The 22,818-nt window shown below is 63.1% G+C and carries 23 protein-coding genes and 1 pseudogene; 11 read left to right on the top strand and 13 right to left on the bottom strand.

Annotated features, from left to right (window positions below):
• Positions 1-409: 409 nt before the first annotated feature.
• The 4 genes from I6F31_RS31820 to I6F31_RS31805 are packed head-to-tail and all read left to right on the top strand — an operon-like array spanning position 410 to position 5,122.
• Positions 410-1,558, top strand: coding sequence for an ABC transporter substrate-binding protein (locus tag I6F31_RS31820; protein WP_225186664.1), 1,149 nt, complete (start codon positions 410-412; stop codon positions 1,556-1,558).
• A gap of 44 nt (positions 1,559-1,602) precedes the next feature.
• A complete protein-coding gene (locus tag I6F31_RS31815; RefSeq protein ID WP_225155801.1) occupies positions 1,603-2,646 on the top strand; it encodes a branched-chain amino acid ABC transporter permease in 1,044 nt (347 codons plus the stop codon).
• Positions 2,643-4,412 (top strand): branched-chain amino acid ABC transporter ATP-binding protein/permease, encoded by a 1,770-nt coding sequence (locus I6F31_RS31810; protein WP_225186663.1) that lies wholly within the window; start codon positions 2,643-2,645, stop codon positions 4,410-4,412. The genes I6F31_RS31815 and I6F31_RS31810 overlap by 4 nt, the downstream gene beginning before the upstream one ends.
• The gene (locus tag I6F31_RS31805) at positions 4,409-5,122 is read left to right on the top strand and encodes an ABC transporter ATP-binding protein (RefSeq protein ID WP_109144179.1); all 714 of its coding nucleotides are present in this window, start codon (positions 4,409-4,411) and stop codon (positions 5,120-5,122) included. Before I6F31_RS31810 ends, I6F31_RS31805 begins: the two co-directional genes overlap by 4 nt.
• A gap of 322 nt (positions 5,123-5,444) precedes the next feature.
• On the opposite strand, the pseudogene I6F31_RS31800 reads toward I6F31_RS31805, so the two are convergent.
• A pseudogene (locus tag I6F31_RS31800) lies at positions 5,445-5,583 on the bottom strand (IS5/IS1182 family transposase); the annotation flags it as partial.
• A 136-nt stretch (positions 5,584-5,719) separates the two neighbouring features.
• On the opposite strand from I6F31_RS31800, the gene I6F31_RS31795 reads away from it, so the two are divergent.
• A complete protein-coding gene (locus tag I6F31_RS31795; protein WP_225186662.1) occupies positions 5,720-5,959 on the top strand; it encodes a hypothetical protein in 240 nt (79 codons plus the stop codon).
• A 93-nt stretch (positions 5,960-6,052) separates the two neighbouring features.
• On the opposite strand, the gene I6F31_RS31790 is transcribed toward I6F31_RS31795, so the two are convergent.
• The 5 genes from I6F31_RS31790 to I6F31_RS31770 all read right to left on the bottom strand — a co-directional run bounded on the left by I6F31_RS31790 (position 6,053) and on the right by I6F31_RS31770 (position 10,806).
• Positions 6,053-6,724 (bottom strand): ATP-binding cassette domain-containing protein, encoded by a 672-nt coding sequence (locus I6F31_RS31790; RefSeq protein ID WP_225125910.1) that lies wholly within the window; start codon positions 6,722-6,724, stop codon positions 6,053-6,055.
• Positions 6,721-7,464, bottom strand: a complete 744-nt coding sequence (locus I6F31_RS31785) for an ABC transporter ATP-binding protein (protein ID WP_036013413.1) — start codon at positions 7,462-7,464, stop codon at positions 6,721-6,723. The genes I6F31_RS31790 and I6F31_RS31785 overlap by 4 nt, the downstream gene beginning before the upstream one ends.
• Positions 7,464-8,420 carry a branched-chain amino acid ABC transporter permease gene (locus tag I6F31_RS31780; protein WP_225125911.1) on the bottom strand — a complete coding sequence of 319 codons (957 nt, stop codon included), beginning with the start codon at positions 8,418-8,420 and terminating at the stop codon, positions 7,464-7,466. Before I6F31_RS31780 ends, I6F31_RS31785 begins: the two co-directional genes overlap by 1 nt.
• Complete coding sequence (locus I6F31_RS31775; protein ID WP_036013410.1) at positions 8,420-9,319, bottom strand: branched-chain amino acid ABC transporter permease; 900 nt, start codon at positions 9,317-9,319, stop codon at positions 8,420-8,422. The genes I6F31_RS31780 and I6F31_RS31775 overlap by 1 nt, the downstream gene beginning before the upstream one ends.
• Positions 9,320-9,390: 71 nt before the next feature.
• Positions 9,391-10,806, bottom strand: a complete 1,416-nt coding sequence (locus tag I6F31_RS31770) for an ABC transporter substrate-binding protein (protein ID WP_225186661.1) — start codon at positions 10,804-10,806, stop codon at positions 9,391-9,393.
• 570 nt (positions 10,807-11,376) lie between these two features.
• Here I6F31_RS31770 and I6F31_RS31765 point away from each other — a divergent pair.
• Together I6F31_RS31765 and I6F31_RS31760 are read left to right on the top strand one after the other, a co-directional pair.
• The gene (locus I6F31_RS31765; RefSeq protein WP_036013408.1) at positions 11,377-11,577 is read left to right on the top strand and encodes a hypothetical protein; all 201 of its coding nucleotides are present in this window, start codon (positions 11,377-11,379) and stop codon (positions 11,575-11,577) included.
• Between the two features lie 26 nt (positions 11,578-11,603).
• Positions 11,604-11,846 carry a ClpX C4-type zinc finger protein gene (locus I6F31_RS31760; protein ID WP_036013407.1) on the top strand — a complete coding sequence of 81 codons (243 nt, stop codon included), beginning with the start codon at positions 11,604-11,606 and terminating at the stop codon, positions 11,844-11,846.
• A 537-nt stretch (positions 11,847-12,383) separates the two neighbouring features.
• Here I6F31_RS31760 and I6F31_RS31755 read toward each other — a convergent pair.
• The 6 genes from I6F31_RS31755 to I6F31_RS31730 all read right to left on the bottom strand — a co-directional run bounded on the left by I6F31_RS31755 (position 12,384) and on the right by I6F31_RS31730 (position 17,081).
• Positions 12,384-12,596, bottom strand: a complete 213-nt coding sequence (locus I6F31_RS31755) for a hypothetical protein (RefSeq protein WP_036013403.1) — start codon at positions 12,594-12,596, stop codon at positions 12,384-12,386.
• Positions 12,597-12,803: 207 nt separating this feature from the next.
• Entirely contained in the window at positions 12,804-13,511 is a 708-nt protein-coding gene (locus I6F31_RS31750) for a hypothetical protein (RefSeq protein ID WP_225186660.1), read from the bottom strand.
• Positions 13,508-13,945 carry a thioesterase family protein gene (locus I6F31_RS31745; protein ID WP_225186659.1) on the bottom strand — a complete coding sequence of 146 codons (438 nt, stop codon included), beginning with the start codon at positions 13,943-13,945 and terminating at the stop codon, positions 13,508-13,510. The genes I6F31_RS31750 and I6F31_RS31745 overlap by 4 nt, the downstream gene beginning before the upstream one ends.
• Positions 13,945-14,853, bottom strand: coding sequence for a fumarylacetoacetate hydrolase family protein (locus tag I6F31_RS31740; protein ID WP_225186658.1), 909 nt, complete (start codon positions 14,851-14,853; stop codon positions 13,945-13,947). The genes I6F31_RS31745 and I6F31_RS31740 overlap by 1 nt, the downstream gene beginning before the upstream one ends.
• Before the next feature lie 45 nt (positions 14,854-14,898).
• Entirely contained in the window at positions 14,899-16,005 is a 1,107-nt protein-coding gene (locus I6F31_RS31735; RefSeq protein ID WP_109144189.1) for a cupin domain-containing protein, read from the bottom strand.
• Positions 16,006-16,058: 53 nt separating this feature from the next.
• Positions 16,059-17,081, bottom strand: coding sequence for a carbon-nitrogen hydrolase family protein (locus I6F31_RS31730; RefSeq protein WP_225186657.1), 1,023 nt, complete (start codon positions 17,079-17,081; stop codon positions 16,059-16,061).
• A 127-nt stretch (positions 17,082-17,208) separates the two neighbouring features.
• On the opposite strand from I6F31_RS31730, the gene I6F31_RS31725 reads away from it, so the two are divergent.
• The 4 genes from I6F31_RS31725 (at position 17,209) to I6F31_RS31710 (ending at position 22,063) form a co-directional block, all read left to right on the top strand.
• A complete protein-coding gene (locus tag I6F31_RS31725) occupies positions 17,209-19,368 on the top strand; it encodes an indolepyruvate ferredoxin oxidoreductase subunit alpha (RefSeq protein ID WP_225186656.1) in 2,160 nt (719 codons plus the stop codon).
• A complete protein-coding gene (locus tag I6F31_RS31720) occupies positions 19,365-20,930 on the top strand; it encodes an indolepyruvate oxidoreductase subunit beta family protein (protein WP_225186655.1) in 1,566 nt (521 codons plus the stop codon). Before I6F31_RS31725 ends, I6F31_RS31720 begins: the two co-directional genes overlap by 4 nt.
• Before the next feature lie 156 nt (positions 20,931-21,086).
• A complete protein-coding gene (locus I6F31_RS31715; protein WP_225151120.1) occupies positions 21,087-21,581 on the top strand; it encodes a MarR family transcriptional regulator in 495 nt (164 codons plus the stop codon).
• The gene (locus I6F31_RS31710) at positions 21,581-22,063 is read left to right on the top strand and encodes a MarR family winged helix-turn-helix transcriptional regulator (RefSeq protein WP_225145834.1); all 483 of its coding nucleotides are present in this window, start codon (positions 21,581-21,583) and stop codon (positions 22,061-22,063) included. Before I6F31_RS31715 ends, I6F31_RS31710 begins: the two co-directional genes overlap by 1 nt.
• 10 nt (positions 22,064-22,073) lie before the next feature.
• Here I6F31_RS31710 and I6F31_RS31705 read toward each other — a convergent pair whose 3' ends face one another.
• Positions 22,074-22,802: an SDR family oxidoreductase gene (locus I6F31_RS31705; protein WP_225145835.1), complete on the bottom strand. Its 729-nt coding sequence runs from the start codon at positions 22,800-22,802 to the stop codon at positions 22,074-22,076.
• Positions 22,803-22,818: the final 16 nt, after the last annotated feature.

The raw sequence follows: 22,818 nt of genomic DNA, 5'->3' as shown, positions 1-22,818 counted from the left end.
GTTGACGGCGCCACCGGAGTTACTTTAGGCTTTAAGTAATTCCTCGCCGGTCAAAGACCGGTGGCCATGACAATGATGTTGCAGGGCACCGATTTTGAGAGACTCGATCGTGTGGACAGTCGCCGTGCTCGAACAGCCGGCCTTAGCAGCAGCATCGCCGTTCGCGCATCGCGGCGGCACCGACGACCTTTCATCGCTCCGGAAAAGGCCCGCTTGCATGTGCCGGTGGGCCTATCGTTCGCGCGGCACGCAACATCATGGCTGCTGAGCGCCGGGCGAGCACACTCTTTTCGGTCGCGCCCGGTATTTGGCGCCGCAGCAATGTTTTCAATCGGCCGGTTCGTCGTTCGGGGACGCCGTGCGGCAGCATCGAAGCATTCCTATCCAGCATCAACGGAGGAGAACGCATATGCGCAAGACTCTGAGTTTACTTGCACTTGCCGCCGGCATCGTCACAGCCCCCGCCGCGCGGGCCGATATCACCATCGGCTTCGTCACCTCGCTCAGCGGCAACGGCTCGTCGATCGGCATTCCCTACGGGCGCGGCATCAACGCGGCCTATGAATACAAGAAGACCATCAACGGCGAGACCGTCCGCCTGATCCAGCTCGACGACGGCTCCGACCCGTCGGCCGCGACCCGCAACGCGCGCAAGCTGGTGGAAGAAGAGAAGGTCGACCTCCTGATAGGCACCGCGACGGCGCCCTCGACCATCGCCATGGCGGCGGTGGCGAGCGAATTGAAAGTGCCGATGATCGCGGTCTCGCCGATCGGCAAACTGCCGGAAACACCCGAGCAGTGGGTGGTGTCGGTGCCGCAGCCTGCGTCCCTCCTCGTCAAGATCATCGCCGATCGCATGAAGCGCGACGGCATGAAGAACATCGGCTATATCGGCTTCTCCGACGCCTGGGGGGACCTCGTCTACAACGGCGCCAAGGCGGCGGAGGCCGCCGGCGATGTCAAGATCCAGACCAACGAGCGCTATGCGCGCACCGACACTTCGGTCACCGCGCAGATCCTCAAAGTGCTCGCGGCGCGGCCGGACGCCGTGCTGGACGGCGGCTCGGGGACGCAAGGCGCGCTGCCGCTCCTCAGCCTCGCGGAGCGCGGCTTCAAGGGAAACACCTACGGCACGGTGGCGCTCGTCAATCCGGACTTCGTGAACGTCGGCGGCAAGGCGGCCGAAGGCATCCAGGTCTCCGCCGGCCCGGTCATCGTGGCCGAGCAGCTGCCCGACGAACATTTCGCCAAGAAGATCGCGCTGGATTTCCGCAGCGTCTACCAGAAGGTCCATAACATCCCGACCACCGACGGCTTCTCGGCCTACTCCTTCGACGCCTGGCTGATCTTCGCCAACGCAGCGGAGGGCGCGCTCAAGACGGCGAAGCCCGGCACGGCGGAATTCCGCGCCGCCCTGCGGGACGCGATCCTCAGCACCAAGGAGCTACCGGGCGTGCATGCCATCTACAACTTCAAGCCGGGCGCGGTGACCGGCGTCGATGAGCGCGCGCTGGTCGTGGTGCGCCTGACGGGCGGCGCCTGGAAATACGCGCCGTAGTCGGACGGCGGCAGGCCACCAGAACAAGGGGGACGACGTTCTCAATGACGAGCGACATCGCAGCCATTCTTGCGATCGACGGGATCGCCACCGGCGCAGTCTACGCGCTGGTGGCGATCGGGACCGTCCTCATCTTCACGGTGACACGGGTCATCTTCATTCCCTTTGGCGACATCGCGGCCTTCACGGCGCTGACGCTGGCGGCGCTCGACGCGAAGCGCTTTCCCGGCACGGGCGCGCTGGTCGTCATTCTTGCGTGCCTCGCAACCCTGATCGAAATCATCTCGCTGCTGCGCAACGGCGAGCGTCGGCTGGTTCCGCGCGCGCTCTTCTTCTACCTCGCGTTGCCACTGGCCGTGGTTGGCCTCGCCTGGCTGACCATGCGCGCCGAGCCGCCGCTCGCCATCAGGCTCGTGCTGGCCTTGATGCTGATCACCCCCATCTCCCCGCTGCTGGACCGGATCGTCTTCCGTCCCATCGCGGACGGAACGGTGCTGCTGCTCCTGACCGTTTCCGTCGCCCTGCACTTCGCGCTGGTCGGCCTTGGGCTGCTCTTCTTCGGTCCCGAGGGTGTCAGGACCGAGCCGCTGACGTCATTGTCGACCGAACTTGCGGGCGTGCTGATCTCGGGCCAGACCATGCTGATCGTGATCGCAGCCCTCGTCTTCTCTGGCCTGCTCTATCTCTTCTTCGACTTCACGCTGGTCGGTAAATCGCTCCGCGCGACGGCCGTGAACCGGACCGGCTCCCGCCTGATGGGCATACGTCCCGCCCGCGCCGGCACCATCGCCTATCTCCTGGGCTCGCTGATGGCCGGCGTCTCCGGCATCCTGATCGCGCCCGTCAACACCATATTCTACGATTCCGGCTTCCTGCTCGGCCTCAAGGCCTTCGTCGGCGCCATCGTCGGCGGCATGACGAGCTATCCCGGCGCGGCCATCGGCGCGGTCGGCGTCGGTATCCTCGAAAGCTTCGCATCCTTCGAGAGCAGCGCGCTGAAGGATGTCATCGTGTTCTCGCTTCTGATCCCGATCCTGATCTGGCGATCCCTCGCCTCGCTGCATTCCGAGGAGGAGATCGAGGAATGACGCGCCTTCACGTTCAGCTCGCGGCGGTGGCGGCGGTAGCGTGCCTTGCGCTCGCGCCATTCGTCCTCAACCCCTTCAGCATCACGCTGATGAACTATATCGGCATCTATTCGCTGGTCGCGATCGGCCTTGCCCTGCTCACCGGCGTCGGCGGCATCGTCTCCTTCGGACAGGCCGCCTTCGTCGGCGTCGCGGCCTATGCCACGGCCTGGGTCTCTGCTCTGAATGGATATTCCCCGTGGCTCGGCCTCGTGTTCGGGGTGGCGCTGACCTGCGGCGTCGCGACCATCCTCGGCGTCGTCACCTTGCGGCTCCAGGGCCATTTCCTGTCGCTCTCGACCGTCGCCTGGGGGCTCGCCATCGGCTTCCTGTTCGGCAATGTCGAGGGGCTCGGGCGCTTCAACGGCATCTCGTCGATCCCGCCGATCAGTATCGGATCACTCGCGCTCGTCTCGAGCGCCCAGATCTATTTCCTTATCTGGGGCATCGTCGTCGTGGTGCTTTTCCTCGGATACAATCTCCTGGACTCCCGGGTCGGCCGCGCCATGCGCGCGCTGCGCGGCGGCAATATCCTGGTCGAAAGCCTCGGCATCAACGCGTTCCGGATCAAGCTCGTGACCTTCGTGATCGCGGCCTTCCTCGCCTCGCTCTCCGGCTGGCTCTACGCCCATATGAGCCGCTTCATCAGCCCGGGCCCGTTCGATGCCGGCATGGGCATCGAATATCTGATGATGTCGATGGTCGGCGGCGCCGGCAGCCTGCTCGGCGGCGTCGTGGGCGCCGCTATCGTCACCTTGCTCAAGAACAGCGTGCAGGACTATCTGCCGCTGATCGCCAAGGGCGCGTCCGGCCAGCTCGAGATCGTCGCCTTCTCCGCGCTGTTCATCCTGTTCCTGCAATGGGCGCGGCAGGGCATCGTGCCGTTCGTCGCGCGCTACTTGCCGAAGATCAAGCGCGAACGGCCGCCAGCCGCCCCGCCCCTGCCCCGCCGTCCCCAGCCGAAACCGGGCGAACTGCTTCTGAAGGTCGACGGCGCCGAGCGGCGGTTCGGCGGTCTCGTCGCGGTCAACAATGTCAGCTTCGAAGTCCGCTCCGGCGAGATCCTCGCCGTCATCGGCCCGAACGGCGCCGGCAAGAGCACGATGTTCAACTGCCTGACGGGCGCGCTCAGGGTCAACAAGGGCGAGATCGTCTTTGCCGGACGCGCCATCACGCGCGATCCACAATCCCGCATCGCGAGGGGCGGAATCGCCAGGACCTTCCAGCATGTGAAGCTGCGGCCGCGCATGAGCCTGCTCGAGAACGTCATGCTCGGCACCTACGCGCGCACCAGCACGGGCCTGTTCGCCGGCGCCCTGCGCCTCAACCAGCGCGAGGAAGCCAGCACCCGGCACGAGGCCTTGAAGCAGCTCGAACGCGTCGGGCTCGGCGACAAGCCGTTCGAGCTCGCGGGCAATCTGCCGCTCGGCAACCAGCGCATCCTGGAGATCGCGCGCGCGCTCGCCGCAGACCCGGCGCTGCTGGTGCTGGACGAGCCGGCCGCGGGCCTGCGCCGCCAGGAGAAGCTCAGGCTTGCGGAGCTGCTCCGCTCGCTGCGGTCGGACCATCTGACCATCCTGATCGTCGAACATGACATGGAGTTCGTGATGTCGCTGGTCGACCGCATCGTCGTGCTCGACTTCGGCTCCAAGCTCTGCGAGGGCGCGCCCGCCGCGATCCGGAGCGACGAACGGGTTCAAGAGGCCTATCTCGGAGGCGTCGCGTGAGCGAGATGTTTTCCATGACGGACGTGACCGTCTGCTACGACAATGTCGAAGCGGTCCGCAACGTCTCGCTGTCGGTCGAGGAAGGCCAGATCGTTACCGTGATCGGCCCGAACGGCGCCGGCAAGACCACGCTGCTGATGGCCGCTATCGGGCTGCTCGCCTCCCGCGGCCGCCTCGTCTTTCAAGGCAACGACATCGGCAGGATGTCCGTCGAGGACCGCGTCGAGCGCCGGCTGTGCCTCGTGCCGGAGAAGCGCGAGCTGTTCTCCGACATGTCGGTCGCCGACAATCTCCTGCTCGGCTCCTACAGCCTGCGCGACCGCTCGGGCGTCCAGAAGACGCTGGACGAGGTCTATGATCGCTTTCCGCGCCTGAAGGAGCGGCAGCGCCAGGCCGCGGGCACCCTCTCCGGCGGCGAGCGCCAGATGCTGGCGCTCGGGCGCGCGCTGATGGCCAAGCCGAAGCTGCTCATGCTCGACGAGCCGAGCCTCGGCCTCGCACCGCTGATCGTGCGCGAGATCTTCCGCACCATCGCCTCGCTGCGCGATCTCGGCGTCTCGATCCTGCTGGTCGAGCAAAACGCCCGCGCCGCGCTGGAGACGGCCGACTACGGCTATGTGCTCGAGACCGGCGAGATCGTGCAGTCCGGCCCCGCCAAGGATCTCATCCACGATCCCCGGCTGATCACGGCCTATCTCGGCGGACACTAGCGCCGGCCTGGATCAGGCCCCGCTCGCTGAAAACACAAAACGTCGAAAACAACCCCATGCACAGTAGCCGCTGACAGCGTTTTCAATGACTTGCAGAGAGCCTTACGGATTTTACGAAAACAGGTTGTTCCGTCGGGCAAAACAGGGGCATAATGCCATCATCGCCGCTCCGGATGCCGACGGCTTCAACCGCCAACCTGGACTTCCGTTTTCATAAGGTACACTGCAAGACGCGCCGACCGTCTGAATCCGTGCGACGCCAATTCTCCAACGCTCTCGCCAATCTAGCGCGTGGACTCGTAACGCGCGGTCAGCCATAGCCGTGGATTTCACTCGTCAAGCCACCGCGTGACCTTTCCATCGATTGGTCCCAGTTCCTAGTGGCACAGCGCCATGCTGATGGACGCGGACAATCGAGGTGTCGATCTCTGGACAGCGGCATCATGGGCAGCAGCAAGTGCGTCTAGAGTGACTTACATCACCTTATTCAAGTAACCCCCTCCGATCGTGCGCCGTATGTCGCGCTGATTTTGAACTCCCCCGCTTTGCGTGGCCACCAACGGCTACTCTGAACTCGAACTCCATAGGGAGAAAACCATGATGACCAAGACGCTGTTCGTCGGACTTCTTACAGCCGGATTTCTCTCTGCATCTTTCGCAGTTGATGCAGAAGCAGAACCAACTCGTTCCCAGCAAGTGAAAAACGTGGGAACTAGCCAGAGTGGTGCCCGGGCGGGCTCCATGGATAGCTGGCCGCAGACGATGGACGAACTGAACAACGCCTACAACTGTGGTCCGTATGCGGACAAAGAGTCGGCCAAGAAGTGCAAGAAATAAGCGTGTTTTTTGATCGCTCAAGTGCTGCTGAAGGGGTCAGCTACACGCTGGCCCTTTCTCTTCGGGCAATAACTCCGTGGCGGCCGCACGGCGCTACGCAAGGACCCGGCTTTCGATTTCGCCGCGCTCGATCGTCAGCGTCACGTCTGCGAAGGTCTCGAGCAGCTTCGGGTTCGACTCTGTGATCAGCAGGGTAATGTCCCGGTCCTGCGAACGAAGCCGACGCAGCGCCTCGGCGTACCTCTGCGCCAGCACAGGGGCGAGGCCCTGGAACGGCTCGTCCAGAATGACGAGGCGGGTGCCCAGCATCAGGGCGCGCCCGAGGGCGACCATCTTGCCTTGGCCGCCCGAGACGGAGCCCGCCGGGCGACCCGCCAGTTCCTCGAGCTCCGGCAGGACGGAGTAGGCTCGCTCCAGCCGCCGGCGCGCCTCTTCCGCGCTAAGTTTCGCGACGCGAGCGGGCAAAAGAATGTTTTCTTCCACCGTAAAGGCCGAGAAGAGACGACGGTCCTCGGGGGCGTAGCCGATGCCCAGGAAGGGCCGTCGGTGCGGAGGAACATGCCCCAGGTCCTGACCGCCCAGGCGCACGGTACCGCTCGCCTTCGTGAAGCCCATGATGGTCCGTACCGTCGTGGTTTTGCCGGCGCCGTTTCGCCCGATGAGCGCGGCGGTCGCGCCCGGCGGCAGCGAGAAACTGACGCTGCGCAGCACCGGCGCATCGGCGATCGCGACGTTGACGTTCTCGAAGTCCAGCATCGCCGTCATATGCCGATCACCTGTTCGCGGACCTTGGGATCGGCCAGAACCTCCGCGGGCGTGCCGACCTTTTGGATCTTCCCGACGTTCCACACCGCGACTCGGTGGGCATAGCGCTCCACCATGTCCATGTCGTGCTCGACGAAGACCGAGGTCACCTTCTCCTTGGCGAGCGCGGACGTCAGGATGTCCATGATCTCCAGCTTCTCTGCGGAGGCGACGCCCGAGGTGGGCTCGTCCATCAGCAGCAGTCTGGGCTTCAGCGCGAGCGCCAGAGCGATGTCGACCAGCTTGCGTTGTCCCTCGGGAAGCTCCCTCGCTTTGCGAGATGCGTACAGCTTGACGCCGACGAGATCCAGGAGGCGCTCCATTTCAGACAGCTCAGGCAGGGCGGAAAGAGCCCTAAAGCCGGAAGGGCTTCCCAGCCGCGAGGCTGCGGCGATCAGCATGTTCTCCATCACGGTCTGATCGAGAAAAAGCTGCGGTATCTGAAAGGCCCGCGCGATGCCGAGTTTGGTGATCGTGCGCGGGAGCTGCGCCGTGATTTCCTGGCCTAGAAAGGTGATGCTTCCGGCCTGCGGCCGCAAATAACCCGTCGAGATGTTGAGGAAGGTGGTCTTTCCGGCGCCGTTCGGTCCGATGATCGCGAGGTTCTCGCCTTGGAGCACGTCCAGATCGATACCGTCGGCGGCGACGACGCCACCGAACCGGATTTTGATGCCCTTCGCGGAAAGGAGGACGTTGGTCATCAATGTCCTCCCTGCTTCGCCTGGCCGTAGCGCTGCCTGAGACCTATCAGTCCGTTAGGCGCATAGAGAATGATGACGATCAAGACCACGCCGAGGATCAGTTGCCAGGTGTCGGCCAGGTGGGCCGCCGCATAGAAGCGCACGCACTCGAACATCGCCGCGCCGGCGAACGCTCCGAAGGCGTGGGCGCTGCCGCCGAGGATCGCGATAAAGACGAACTCGCCCGACTTCGTCCAGAACCCGAACTCGGGCGTGGCGATCTGCTGGATGATCGCCACCAGCGTGCCGCCGATGCCGCCGAGAAAAGCCGAGATCACGTAGCCTATCAGAAGCACGCGCCGTGCGGACGTCCCGAGATACTCGAGCCGCGTCTCGTTCGATTTGATGGCACGCAGCATGTGTCCGAGCGGGCTATCGAGATAGCGTTGCACGCCGTAGAAGGCGACGACCGCGATCAAGAGGCTCACGTAAAGAATGACGTACTGGAAGGTTTCGGGCGTAAACGACAGCCCCAACAGGGCCGGACGAGGGACCCGGATGCCGTCGGCGCCGTTGGTGTAATGAAACATCTTCTCCAGCAGCGACCACAGCACCATCGAAAACGCCAGATTCAGCATTCCAAAAAAGATCTCCCGGTAGCGCACGACGAAGAGCCCGACGATGAGGCCGAAGACGGCGGAGGTTATGCCGCCCAGCGCGATAAAGAGCACGATGTCGCCGCCACCGACGTACTTGCCCCAGAACGCTGCGGTATATGCCCCGGTAGCGAAGAACATTGCATGTCCGAACGACACCTGTCCCGCCTGCAGCAGAAGAATGATACCGAGGACGACGATGCCCTTCGCGAGGATCAACGCGAACAAGGTTGCCCAGCTCGCTACAAAAAGGGGCGCGACGGCGCTGGCCAGAAAGAAGATGGTCGCGATCGTGGTGACCGGCTTAATGCGACCGCTCATCATATTTTCCTTACCTGCACGGCGCCGAACAGGCCGAACGGACGCACCAGAAGCACCAGCACCATCAGCAGATAGGGAACGAGAACTTCGAATTCCGGCTGGAGATAGATTACGAAGGCACGGGTCAGGCCGATCATCAGCGCGGTGAGCGCGGTGCCCTCGATCTGGCCGAGACCCGCGGTCGCAGCGACGGCAAAGGAAAGCACGATCATATCGGCGCCCATTCCAGGGACCAGCGAGGTGGTCGGCGAGGCCAGCGCTCCTCCCAACGCGGCCAGACTCGCGCCAATGACGAAGGTGACGAAATATACGCGTTTTGCGTCAATCCCGATGGCCGTCGAAGCTTCGCGATCCTCCGTGACCGCAAGGATCACCGCTCCCGACAGCGTCCTGCGCAGGAAGTAGCGGAGCCCGAACAGCGTCGCCAAGGCGACTCCGGGCAGCAGAATGACCTGGTACGACGTGTAGCTGACGCCGAACACGGCGATGTTGGGAAGTAGTCTCAATGGCTCCGCGGCGAAGATGGGCTGCACGCCCCAGATCAGACGCTGCAGGTTGTCCATGATCATGAAGGCGGCGAAAGTGATCAGAAGCTGGAGGACGTCCTCCTGTCCGGAGAGCGGTCGCAGCAGAAACCGTTCGATGAAACCGCCGCACACGACGCCGATCACGATGGAAGCGGCCAGCAGCGCGGGATAGGTGAGCCAAGGCGAGATCGGCGCGATTGCAAGGCTGAACGTCGCAGCCAGGTAGGCGCCGAACGCGTACAGCGAACCATGCGCGACGTTGACCACGCGCAACACGCCGAAAATCAGGCTGAGCCCGACCGAGACCAAAAACACCAGTGCGGCGTAGCTGATCCCATCGAGGATCGCCAAGATAGCGAGTGTCGAGTTCATGATGGCCTTCGGAAAAGGTCCGTCCTCCGGGACGAGGCACGGAGGACGGGGATCAAAAATCGAGCGTGCCGTTATTGAGCTTTGAAGGTCGGCACGTCCATCTTGACGAAGTCCGGCTTGAGCGTCTTGAGCCATTCAACCGACCGTACGCCCGCCGGGTTGGTGATCATCTTCGGATCGAAGATCATCATGTTGTCGAGCAGCTTGAAGTCGTACCCCGGAACGGACTTGGTGACGCCGACCAGCTGAGCTTCGAGACCCTGGTTGTCCTCGGGCCGCAGCGTAATCGGACGGCCGAATCCGGTGGCGAACTCGATGCCCGCCGTCGCGTCGACGACCTGTTCGCGGGTGGGCCAGTTGCCGCCGTTGGACTTGATCGCCTTGTCGTAGGCCGTCTGCAGGGCCTTGAATGCCTGCGCCATGTGATAGACCGGGTAGATCGGCCATGCACCGGTCTTCGCCTTGAAGGCTTCATTGAACGCCTTGAAGGCGGCGTCGTTCTTCTTCTCGGGATGCAGGAACCAGTGGTCTCCGCGCGCGCCGACGATCAGGCCTTCAGGCAAGTCTTTGCCCAACCGCTGGATCGATGATTCGCCGATCCCGAGCACGAAGGTCGACTGCTGCAACAGGCCGCGCTGACCGGCCTGGCGGACCAGCGTGTCGAGATCTCCGCCCCAAGACGTGGTCAGAACCACATCCGGCCGCAGCGCCAACAGACGGGAAACCTCAGTGGAGTAGTCCGGTGCGCCGAACTTCGGGAAGAGCTCCGCGACGACTTGCACGTCCGGCTTCATCGCCTTGAGCGCGGTCGAAAAGATCTCCCAGCTCTCCCGACCCCATGCATAATCCTGATTGACCACCGCGATCGTCTTAAAGTCGGGCTTGGTCTTGAGCAGGTAAAGGAGCACGGCCAGCATTTCCGGCGTGCCGTTCGCCTGAGTCCGGAAATTGTAGCGGTACTTCTTGGTTTCGAGGATGGAGGCCGCACCGCAGTCCCACATGAAATTCATGACTTTGAGGTCTTCGGCGACCGGCACCAGCTGGGTGCAGCTGCCCGACGAGATCGAAGCAAACGTGGCATCGACCTTTTCGTCCTGCACAACGCGTCGGTAGTTCGAGACGAGCGCTTCGCCTCCCGCGCCTTCGTCGATGAAGGAGAGCTTGACCGGCACGCCGCCGATGCCGCCCTTCTTGTTGAGGTCCTCCGCGATCATCTCCGCCGCGGCCTTCGCCGGCACACCGAAGACTGACGCAGGGCCCGACAGGAACGTCGTGATGCCGATTTTGAGCTCCGACGGCTTGTTCTGCGCAAGCGAGGGGCCCGTAAAGCTCGCAACTATAAGCCCGGCCGCAACCGCAGCCTTGAGAAACTGCATCGAAAGTCCTCCCTGTTTTATTGTTGCGCCCGGTTTCAGCCGCCGTGCGCTTCTTCTTGCAACAACGCTACTATAATTGTCGCGTGTTGCCAGCCCTCTTCTGCCATTCACGAGCCGACGAATTCAGTTCGAAGCCGCCCCCCATTTTGTCGGAAGCGCATCGATCGAAACGGACAAGGCCCCCAAAATGGTCGATGCCTTTAATTCCATGGTGCGATAAAAGCTCCGGCCAGAGCCCGCTGCGGGCCATTCGTGCCTGCCGTTGCTCTGCGACATAGGCGCTCCCGTTCCAGCAACAAACACCGAACGCGCTTTGCGCTTTTGGCCCGTTGCTGACTTCCCCTTTTGACCGCGCACGGTCGGCTTCCAAGGGCTGAGCGGAACGCTGCCGTGGAGCTGCCGAGGGCAGCCTTGACCCAAAACGGAAGTCGCCCCTCTTGGCCTATTCAACGGCATAAGGGTTGAGCTTCGGAAAGCCCTGCTTCCACTTCACCCATTCTTCGGCGTCACGGAGGGACACGAAGTCCGCAACAGGAATGTCCTCGCGATCGGGGCGACGCTCACTGATCCGCTAGCCGCCCTCGACCAGACGCTCGATGATAAAGCTCTCGACAGGCAGATCAAGGTTGGTCATTTCTAACTGTATCAATCTGTCGGCTCTAGCGGAAGCGTAGAGTGTTCATGAACGAAAATCTTGACATGGCCGAGCGGTGTGCTGAAATTTCCCAGACCACGAGCGACACGACACTTCGCTCGATATTTGGCAGGATGTCAGAACTGTATCGTCAGTTGCACGCGGAAGAGGAAAAACTTGCTGACTGGAAGAGCAAGCAAGACCCTTCGTCAACATTAGATTTCATTTTCAAGAAGCCGCGAGATTAAGATCACGGCAAGCCGCGAACCTTTGGATGATCGAACTCGACTGGAAGGATCAGAGGATGACGGCCTCGGACTTAATTTGCTCCTTTTGTGGAAAGGAGCCGAGAGAAGTTGTTTCCGTGGTCAACGCCGTATCCGTGAGCGTACAAGGTCAGCAGACCGCCGGTGCTATTTGCAATGAATGCGTTGAGCTTTGTGTACAGGTCATCGGTTTGCAAAAGCCGGAGTGGCTTGAGCGACATCGCCAGTTCGTCGCTACGCTAGGAAAGTGATAGGCGACTCACCTGTTGGCCCTTAGCGGGCTGCCGCAGCATGGGGCGCCACGGCAACTTTTGACCCGTTGCAGACATTCGGTGTCGCCGGTTACAACAGCTTCGTGTTTAGCGTGTGAGCGTCGCTATGAACCAAAAGGTCGCGGAAGGTACCTGGTATTACGACGGCAATGTTCCGCGGCGCATTGCCGTTTATAGAAAAGAAGCACGTCTCGCGTCGTCGAGATTTAAGCGCGACACTGACGAAGAGCCGTCGATAGATGAGACCCGACCGATACCGGAAACGAAGGACGGGTTCTTGTACTATTGTCTGCTCACTAACTCGGGGGAACACCTCTCCCTGGCTGAGGCTAAAGCCTGGGCGGACGCCCAGCCGTGGGGTCCCGTCAAATGGGAGTAACTGCAGTTTACCACGTCCGTTGTTGGCCCATCGCTTTCGTTAGGCGTAGCGAGGAGTTGTCCGGAAACGGGGGTAGACTGGAAGCGCCCGACCACTGGGCAAATCGGCGGCTTTTGACCCGAGGCAGACGTTAGCGGTCAGTCTTTCATGCCATCCACACCTGGATGATCTTTGTTAATTTCGTCGTGAAGCATGGTGTCCATCCGAGCGATGATATCGCCGACCGATCTCCTCAATTTCAGAAACTCATCTGCTGGAGAGGCTTCTTTGGCGAGCATGAGCGCCAGCGATAATTCCTCAATTGCCCGCTCTACGTGCTGTTTCAATCGTGCAGCCGATTTCGCGTCCATAGAACCATCTCGCAGGAAGGGGCCTGCCTTGCAAAAGGCAGCATACCCGCTTTTAGACCAAAACTCCTTTCAAATCGCTGGAGCGCTACTCTTCCGTTAATGGCCCATCGCGACATACTGCGCCGGCGCACGAACTCGGTCGCTATAGGAGCAAAGCAGACATTGCTTTTGGCCGCGTCACGCCGCCGGATTTTGTGGGTACGCGGCCTAGGACCTCGCCCCCACCACTCTGGTCAGCATCGGAAAATGCTTGTTGCCGCCTGCGAATGGCGGGAATTTCGCGAAGTCGGCACGCATGTGCTTGATCACGTCGGAGCCGAGTGCGTGCGCGAGGGCTTGCGGGCTGTCGAACACCAGCTTGTTGCGCTGCATATGCTCGACGCGCTGCGACGGCAGCCGGTCGACCCAGTCGATGCGGGTGTAGATCTCGATCTGGCGGACGTTCGGGAAGGTCCGCATGATCGAGGGGTGGTGCTCCAGATAATGCAGGTTCCAAGCGTTCATATCCTCGGCCGGGCCGGGATAGTGCACGAGGTAACTGCACGGGGTGGTCGTTCCCGCCGGATGCTCTGCGACATCGACCGGAAACGGGCGCGTCAGCATCACCTGGTGTGCGACATCGAGTCCGGTGAGGCCGGATAGCCCGGCCCCTGTTGCGAGGCTGGCGAGGACGCCGCCGCGGTCCATTGCCGCCTCGCAGGCGAACAGGTCGGGAAACCGGAGTTGAAGCGCAAAGGCGGGGCCGGTGCCGTCGGCCTTGTAAGGATGGTCGACCGACTGTTCCAGCGGCGTGAACAGCAGGGCCTCGGTCATGCCTGGGATCGATCCGACGCGCTCCGCCACAGCGGCAACCTCATCGGGACGGAGTCGCCGTTCGCCCGTGGAATCGGAGAATGTCATGAACAGCGAGATCATGCGGGCGTTGCCTCGGTCCCCTCGCCCACACTCACATGCGCCATCAGAGCGAGGCGAATGTCATCGGGCCATGGGATCGCATGATGATCGACCAGCGAGGTCGCAGCAAGGATCTGGCGCGCGCGCCAGCGCGGGCCATTCGCGCCGGAGATGACATGCTCGAGATGAAGAGATGACCCACCGACCCTGATGATGCGCAGCTTGAATGTCAGGAGATCGCCGAACATCGACGGCCGGGAGAAATCGCAGTTCAGGTGCACCGTGGGCGTTCCGATCTTTCGGACCGCGATCAGCTCCGGCCATGGAAAACCGATTCCAGCCCAGAACTCTTCGACGACGCCGTTGAGAATGTTCAAATAGGACGGGAAGTACGCGATCCCCGAGGGATCGCAGTCTCCGAACCTGAGCACGCGATCGAACGAAAAATTCGTCATCAGATCGCAACAACGGGGTGGCGGATGACACCGACGCCGTCGACGCCGGCCTCGACCACGTCGCCCGGCCAAAGCCATTCCTGCGGGCTCATGCCGGCGCCGACGCCTTCAGGCGTACCGGTGGCGATGATGTCGCCCGGCTCGAGCGTCATGCCCGACGAAATGTCCGCTATCAGCACCGGAATGTCGAAGATCATGTATTTGGTGTTGGAGTCCTGCTTCATGACCCCGTTCTTGGTCAGCCACAGCCGCAGATCGTGTGGATCAGGAATCTCGTCCGCGGTCACGATGCACGGGCCGAACGGCGCATAAGTGTCCATGCCCTTCGAGAAAATCCACTGTCCGGCGCGGCGATTGTCGCGCGCGGAAATGTCGATCATCACCGAATAGCCGAAGACGTGGTCCATCGCCTTGTCGGCCGCGATGCGCGTTGCGGTCTTGCCGATGATGACGGCGAGCTCGACTTCCCAGTCGAGCTGCTGCGTCATCTTCGCATTGTGCTGGATCGCCGCGCCCGGGCCGATCACGGAGGTCGGCGGCTTGGAGAAGACGACCGGCTGCTTCGGCAGGTCCTTGTCCGTATCCAGGCTTTTGGCGGATTCCGCCACATGCGCCCGATAGTTCAGCCCGATGCCGAATATGTTTTTCCGCGGCCGCGGGATCGGCGCCTGCAGCTTTACATCCTCGACCGCAACCGCCGAGCCAGCCGGGAAGCGGCCATCGGCGTCCGCCAGTGCATCCCTGAGCGCAGGCAGCAGGGTCACGCTGTTGTCGATGAACGACAGCATATCACCCGGCCATGTCACGCCGCTGGACGCACCAAGGTGCTCGACATCGACGACCAGTCCATTGACGAGGGCTCCAAGACGGGCACCGCTGGAGCCCAAGGTGTAGGTGACGAGACGCATGAAGGCTTCTATCCGGCTGTTCTGGTTGAATTCTGCAAGGGCCTATCAGGCGGCAACCGACTGGTAACCGCCATTGTCGCCATAGGCCTCTTCCCGATAGAGCCCGAGGCCCTCGATGACGGGCAGGTCGTTGAAGCAGAACAGGCAGGCATCCTCGCTCGCTGAGGCATTGCCATGCTCGTGCCAGGCCCAGGACGGAACGCAGAAGATGTCGCGCTCCTCCCATTCGAGCCGCTTGCCGCCGATGATCGAATAGCCACGCCCCTTGGCGACCTGGTAGATGAAGCTGCCGGTGTGCCGGTGCGACTTGGTCTTCTCGCCGGGGCGCAGCAGCTGCATGCTCGCACCGATCGTCTGCATCACGTGCCCGCCGGTGACCGGGTTGACGTAGTTCATGAGGATGCCGTCATAGGGTGAGCCATCGGTCGCGGCCGCATATTTCTGCAAGGACTCGTAGGTCGGCTCCCACTCATATTTGAACATCGGCGAATAGCCCTTCGACCAGCGCGAGTCCGCCGGCCGAAGACCGGGATTGCCCCAGGTCCGGGTCATGTCGTCCACGGGATAGCCGGACGGCTCCTGCTGGATGTTCGGATGCACGACGAAGAAATTGGCTTCCAGCGCGTTGACGAGCGGGATGTCCAGGCCATCCTGCCAGATGCAGACCGAGCCGTTGCCTTCGACGCCATGCTCGTGCCAGGTGCCGTTCGGCGTCAGCACGAAATCCCGCGCGCCCAGCGTCATCTTGTGACCGTCGACGATGGTGTAGGCGCCCGCGCCCTCCATGATGAAGCGCAGCGCCGAGGCCGAGTGGGCATGGGCCGTGGCGACCTCGCCGGGATGCATCACCTGCAATCCGGAATAGAGCCAGCCGACCGCGGCCGACACGTCGCGCCGCCCGGGATTGTTGAGATAGATCACGCGCCGCCCGGCTTTCTCGGGCGAGACCAGCTCGACCGAGCGCAGCACGTGCTCGCGCAGATCCTTGTAGCGCCAGAGCACGGGAACCGAGGCCGATTGCGGCGCCCACGGCTCGATCTTGTTGGCGACGGTCCAGAGCGCTCCGGCTTCGTACCTTTCGAGATCCTTGTAATAGGCCTCGAGCTCGGGGGTGTCCTCGACATTGGCCCGGCCGATCACGTTCTCGCGCATCCTATCCTCCAAGTCCTGTCTTATGATCCCGCACCCTCAAGCGAACCGGCCCGTCATTCCGATCGACCTGGAATCGACGAGAAGCCCGCCTGCTCTTGGCCGGCGACGGCTTCCGCCTCTGTCAGACCGAGCGGCGTCTGCGGACGACGGTTGACCCGCAGATCGAAAATGTCGAACCGGTTATAGTGCCCGACGATGTCGTGCATCTGCTTCGGCTGGATGCAGCGATCGAGGTCGATGTCGGCATAGACGATGCCTTCGTCGTCGATCAAGGGATCGCCGACCACGCGCCCGTCCGGACCGATGATACCGGAGAATGCGCTCGACTTCCGTTGCAAACGCGCGCGTGCGTCGGGAACGACGGTCTCCATCGCCGCGATGATTTCCTCCGACACGGTCGAGCAAGAGACGATCGTGAAGATCTTGCCTTCGAAGGAGTGGGCAATCGCGCGCAATTTGATCGCCTCCGCCATGTCATAGTCGGGGGGCGCGACGGGAAGCGAGATATAGCTGGCGACGTGCACGAGCTCGCCCTGCCCGAGCAGCGCAAAGCGCGCGAGCGTGTTGGTGTTCTCGCCGCAGGCCAGGCCTCCGAGACGCCCGATCTCGGTATCATAGACGCGCAGGCTCGACCCGTCACCGCCGGTCCAGGTCAGCTTCTCTGCCCAGGTCGGCACCAGCTTGCGATGCTTGCCGAGCAACGCGCCATCGGGCCCGATGAAAACCAGCGTATTGTAGATCGCGCCGAGCGAGACCGGGCTGCGCTCGTTCACGCCGAGCACGACGTGGCATCCCGTATCGCGCGCGGCCTTGCAGACGATTTCGACCTCCGGCCCCGGCACCAGCACCGACGCCTTGGCGAGCTTCTCGAACCATGCACTGCCGGTGACGGGATCGGTGATCCAGTTCCAATAAGGATAGCCGGGAACGAACACTTCGGGGAACGCGACGAGCTTCGCCCCGTTGGCTGCGGCCTCACGGACCAGTGAAGCCGCCTTCTCCGCGGTCGCGCTTGCGTTGAGATAGACTGGTGAAGCCTGGACGGCGGCAGCTTTAAAGCGAGGCAGCTTCAGCATCGGCCCTACCCTGTCGCTGGCTCATGACCGCCTTGTCGGAGAGAGCATCCGCAAGCGTGATAGCATGGCGCGGCGTTGACTTACTTCACATGTAAACGTATGCTATCGCATATTTCTGGAGGGTGCAATGGCTGAACGGTCTTTTGCTCGCGAGGTCGAGGATCTCAGGCTCGGCGATGGCGACACGTTCCGCGGCGAAGGCATCCTCGCCATCACCAAGGCGCTGCTGCAATCGGGGGTCGCCTATGTCGGCGGCTATCAGGGCTCGCCGATCTCGCACCTGATGGACGTGCTGGCCGACGCCAAGGACGTGCTCGACGATCTCGGCGTCGTATTCCAGAGCTCGGCGAACGAAGCCGCCGCCGCGGCGATGCTGTCGGCATCGGTGATGTATCCCCTGCGCGGCGCGGTGGCGTGGAAGTCGACCGTCGGGACCAACGTCGCCTCCGACGCCCTTGCCAACCTCGCCTCGGGCGGTGTCACCGGCGGCACCATGATCATCGTCGGCGAGGACTATGGCGAAGGCTCCTCCATCATGCAGGAGCGTACCCACGCCTTCGCGATGAAGTCGCAGATGTGGCTGCTCGATCCCCGCCCCGAGCATGAATGCATCGTCAATCTGATCGAGAAAGGCTTCGAGCTCTCCGAGTTCTCCAACACGCCGGTCATGCTGGAGGTGCGCGTGCGCGCCTGCCACATGCACGGCAGCTTCGCCTGCAAGGACAATGTCAGGCCGGCGCACACCATCAAGGACGCGCTCAACAATCCCAAGCGTGACGTCAACCGCATCGTGCTGCCACCGGCGGCCTATGAGCACGAGCAGGAGAAGATCAAGACGCGGATGCCCGCGGCTATCGGATTCATTCGGGACAACAAGCTGAATGAGTGGATGGGGCCGAAGCAGGGCAAGGTCGGCATCATCATGCAGGGCGGCATGTACAACAACGTCATCCGCGCGCTGCAATATCTCGGGCTGTCGGATGCCTATGGCAACACGCAGATCCCGCTCTACATCATGAACGTCACCTACCCCGTGATCGATACCGAGGTTGCGGAATTCTGCATCGATAAGGAGGCCGTTCTCATCGTCGAGGAAGGCCAGCCGGAATATCTGGAGCAGGCGATCAATACGGTCTTGCGCCGCAAGGACATCCAGGCGCGCGTCCACGGCAAGGACGTGCTGCCGATGGGCGGCGACTACACCGCTCAGGTGCTGCTCGGCGGCGTCAGGGAATTCCTGGAGAAGACCGAGCCGCGGCTGCTGGGCAACCGGCCGCCGGCGCCGGACGCAGCGCCCGTGCTCAATCACCCCGCGGTCGAGAAGCTCAAGCAGGTGGTGCCGGCGCGCCCGCCCGGGCTTTGCACCGGCTGCCCGGAACGGCCGATCTTCGCCGCCATGAAGCTGGTCGAGGAAGAGCTCGGCCAGCACCACGTCTCCGCAGACATCGGCTGCCATCTGTTCTCGATCCTGCCGCCCTTCAACATCGGCGCGACCACGATGGGCTTCGGCCTCGGCCCGGCCTCGACCTCGGCCTTCAACGTCAAGGCGGACAAGCGGTCGATCGCGGTGATGGGCGACGGCGGCTTCTGGCACAACGGACTGACCAGCGGCATCGGCAATGCCGTGTTCAACAAGCATGACGGCGTGTTCGTCATCGTCGACAATTACTACACTTCTGCCACGGGCGGTCAGGACATCCTGTCCTCGCGCGCGGTCAACAAGCGCCGCAAGACAAACAATTCGATCGTGCAGGCGGTGAAGGGCATCGGCGGCCAGTGGGTGCGCCAGCTCGACCGCACCTACGACGTCGGCAAGATGCGCGACACGCTGAAGGAAGCGCTGACGACGAAAGAGGAAGGCCCGAAGGTCATCGTCGCGTCCTCCGAATGCATGCTGAACAAGCAGCGGCGCGTGAAGCCGCAGATCAACAAGGCGATCAAGGACGGGACGCGCATTGTCAAGGAGCGCTTTGGAGTCGACGAAGACGTCTGCACCGGCGACCATGCCTGCATCCGCCTCTCCGGCTGCCCGTCACTGTCGGTGAAGCAGCTCGACGACCCCTTGCGCGACGATCCGGTCGCGGCGATCGACAATTCCTGCGTCGGCTGCGGCAATTGCGGCGAGGTCTCCGAGGCCGCCGTGCTCTGCCCCTCGTTCTATCGAGCCGACGTCATCCACAATCCGACTCGCTGGGACATGTTCAAAGCAAGGGTCGCGATGAGCGTGATCGGCTGGCTGCAGCGTCGGCGCGACCGCCGGCGTCCGGCGCTCGAGGCACTGGCATGAGGGACGAGACGATCCGGCTGGCCCTCCCCGCCGCAGGCGAAGCGACGGAGCGGCCGATCTCGATCGCGATTGTCGCGATGGGGGGCCAGGGCGGCGGCGTCCTGACGGACTGGATCGTTCAGCTCGCCGAGAACCATGGCTGGGTCGCGCAGTCCACCTCCGTGCCCGGCGTCGCCCAGCGCACCGGCGCCACGATCTACTATATCGAGGCGATGCCGCCGCTCGACGGCCGCAAGCCGATCCTGTCGCTGATGCCCACCCCCGGCGACGTCGACGTGGTGATGGCCGCCGAATTCATGGAAGCCGGTCGATCGATCCTGCGCGGCCTCGTGACGCCGGATCGCACCACGTTGATCGCGTCCAACCACCGGTCGTTCGCGATCGGCGAGAAGATCGCGCCGGGCAACGGCATCGCCGACGGCGGCGCCGTGACCGGCGCCATCGGCATTGCGGCGAAGACCGAGATCATCTTCGATCTGAACGCGCTGGCGATCGCGCATGGCAGCGTCATCTCGGCCGCGATGTTCGGCGCGCTCGCAGGCGCGGGCGTGCTGCCGTTCAGCCGCGACAGCTATCTCGACGTCATCCGCACCGGCGGCAAAGGCGCCAAGGCCAGCGTCGAGACGTTCGAGGCCGCCTTCGAGCGGGTCAAGACCGGCCCGACCGAAGTTGCGGCCCCCGCGCCAACCAAACCGGCCGACGATACCCCCTCTTCCGCGACGCCCGATCCGCAGCTCGGCGAGCTTGTCGCAAGATTGAATGGGGAGCTGCCCCAGCCTGCACTCGGCATGGCTCGTGCAGGCTTGCGGAAGGTCGTCGACTTCCAGGACATCGCCTATGGCGGCGAATATCTCGACATCCTCAAGAGGTTGCACGCAGCCGACCGAAACGCCGGCGGTGACGCACATGCCTATGCCTTCACGGAAGCCGCGGCAAAGTACCTCGCCAACGCCATGACCTATGACGACGTCATCCGCGTCGCCGACCTCAAGACGCGCGCCGGCCGCCGCGCGCGCATCGAGAGCGAGCTCGAGATGTCGAACGGACAGGTGCTCCAGACCACCGAGTTCATGCATCCCCGCATGGAGGAAGTGATGGGCATGCTGCCGGCAGGCTTCGGCCGCTGGCTCGGCGCGCGCCCGCGCCTGCTCGGCTGGCTCGATCGCCGCGTCAACCGGGGACGTCGGGTGCGAACCTACTCGCTGCCCTGGTTCCTGGCCCTCTATGTCGTCGGCGGGATGCGCGGCCTGCGCCGCCGCTCGCTGCGTCACGCCATCGAGACGGCGCACCGGGATTCATGGCTCAAGGCCGCGACCGAGGCGGTCGGCACCAATTACCAGCTCGGCATCGAGATCCTGCAATGCCGACGCCTCGTCAAAGGCTATTCAGATACCCACAGCCGGGGGCTGTCGAAATTCGACAGGACGCTCGCGGCGATCAAGCTGGTGGAGCGCCGCGAGGATGCCGCCGACTGGGCGCGCCGCCTGCGGGAGGCCGCGCTGAAGGACAGCGCCGGAACGGCGCTCGACGGCGTGATCCAGACCATCAAGACTTTCGCATGATTCCACGGGCGCCGGACGTAGGATTGGATTGCCGTTCGCCCCTCAGGAGGTCAGGATCGGACGGCTTGACTACGATTCTCAGGTTGTTAATCGGAGCGAACGACCCGCAGTAATTCCCTTCACTCGACGAGACATTCTGTACTCGATGGTCATGCGATGCCGGCAGCACTCAAGGAGAACGTTGTTCCCGTCCCTGGGCAGATCGAAACCCGGCTCTGGCTCCAATTGCTGTCGCTGCATGGTGAGCTGTTCGCCTCGCTCAATTCGATGCTGAGTTCGGAGTTCGGCCTGTCGCTGGCAAAATTCGACGTGCTGGCCCAGCTCGATCGTTACCAGGAGGGCCTCGCGCTCGGGCAATTGTCGCAAAATCTGAAGGTGACCGGCGGCAATGTCTCGGGGCTGGTACAACGTCTTCTCGCCGACGACCTCATCAGCAGGGAGATGTCGAGCGAGGACCGGCGGTCCTTCATCGTGCGCCTGACGCCGAAAGGCGAAGCGCTGTTCCGGCAGGCGGCCGAAATCCACAAGAAGCATCTCGCCAGACGGCTCGAGAACGTCCCGGCCCGGGAGCTGGACAGCGCGCTGTCCGTGCTGAAATCGCTTTCCTCGAAACTTCATACCGAGAGCAAGAAGCAAAGTCGCAAGAGATAATGGCCAGAGAATCCAAGAGCAGATGGAAGTCGGGTCCGCCGAGGACGAGGGACCAGCTGCAAACCTATATTCCGTATCTGTTCAACCGGCTCGCCAATCGCTGGAACCTGGATCAGAACCGCGATTTGAGCGAGCACGGCATCAACAATGTCGTGTTCCGGACGCTGTCGGTGCTGTTCATCTACAAGACCCTCACCGTCAACGAGGTCGCCGTTCTCGCGGTGACCGAGCAGTCGACGGCGAGCCGCATGGTCGAGTCCATGGTGTCGTCGGGCCTCGTCAAGCGCGAGATCGCCGAGGAGGACCAGCGCCGCCGCGTCGTCGGCCTGACGCCGGCGGGCGAAGCGCTGCTGCGCAAGATCTGGCCGATCATGGCGAACAATTACGACAGGCTGGTCGCGGGCATCGAGCCCGACGACATCGAGGTCTGCGCGCGCGTGCTGGCCAAGATGGTCGAGAATATCCGCCAGAACCAGATCTAGAGCGCGCGCGTCAAGGCCCGAGGCCGACGAGGCTGGTACCGCCGCAGACATAGAGCACCTGGCCGGTGACGAAATCGGAGTGCTCGTCGAGGAAGAACGAGATTGCGTGCGCGACGTCCTCGCGCGAGCCGAGCCGCCCGACCGGAACGTTGCGCGCCATCCGCTCCTGCTGCTCGGAGCCCTTCGGGATGATGCCCCAGAAATTATCGGTCAGGATCGGCCCCGGGGCGACGACATTCACGGTGATGCCGCTCGCGGCAAGCTCCAGCGCCCAGGTCCTCGCCATGCCGTGCACGCCGGCCTTGGTGGCCGAATAGGCCGAGCGCGTCACCGCGCCCATCGCGGCGCGCGACGAGACGAACACGATGCGCCCGAAGCGGCGCGCACGCATCCCTTCCAGCGCCGCCTGGGTCAGGAGCATCGGCGCGCCCAGATGCAACTGCGCCAGCATCAATATGTCTTCCGGCTTGGCGTCGGGCAGCAAGTTCGGCAGGATGATTCCGGCATTGTGGACCAGGCTGTCCACGGCGTGATCCCGGCAGATCTCCTGCGCGATCGCACGCGTCTCTTCGATATCGGTGAGGTCGGCGCGATAGGCCGCGAGCAGATCATGGGTCCAGGTCGGCTTCTCCAGCCCGACCGAGACCACGCGCTGCCCGCGCTCCACGAGCTTCTTCGCCAGGGCCTCGCCGATCCCCGAATTGCCGCCGGTGATGAGGGTGGTGCGGATCTCGCTCATGATCAGACCTTCTTGA

Origin of the sequence: Bradyrhizobium sp. NBAIM01 (assembly GCF_020194115.1) — a bacterium.
Classification (GTDB): Bacteria; Pseudomonadota; Alphaproteobacteria; order Rhizobiales; family Xanthobacteraceae; genus Bradyrhizobium; species Bradyrhizobium yuanmingense.
Note: the sequence above shows the minus strand (reverse complement) of the source record. Positions and strands in the feature narration are given on the sequence as shown.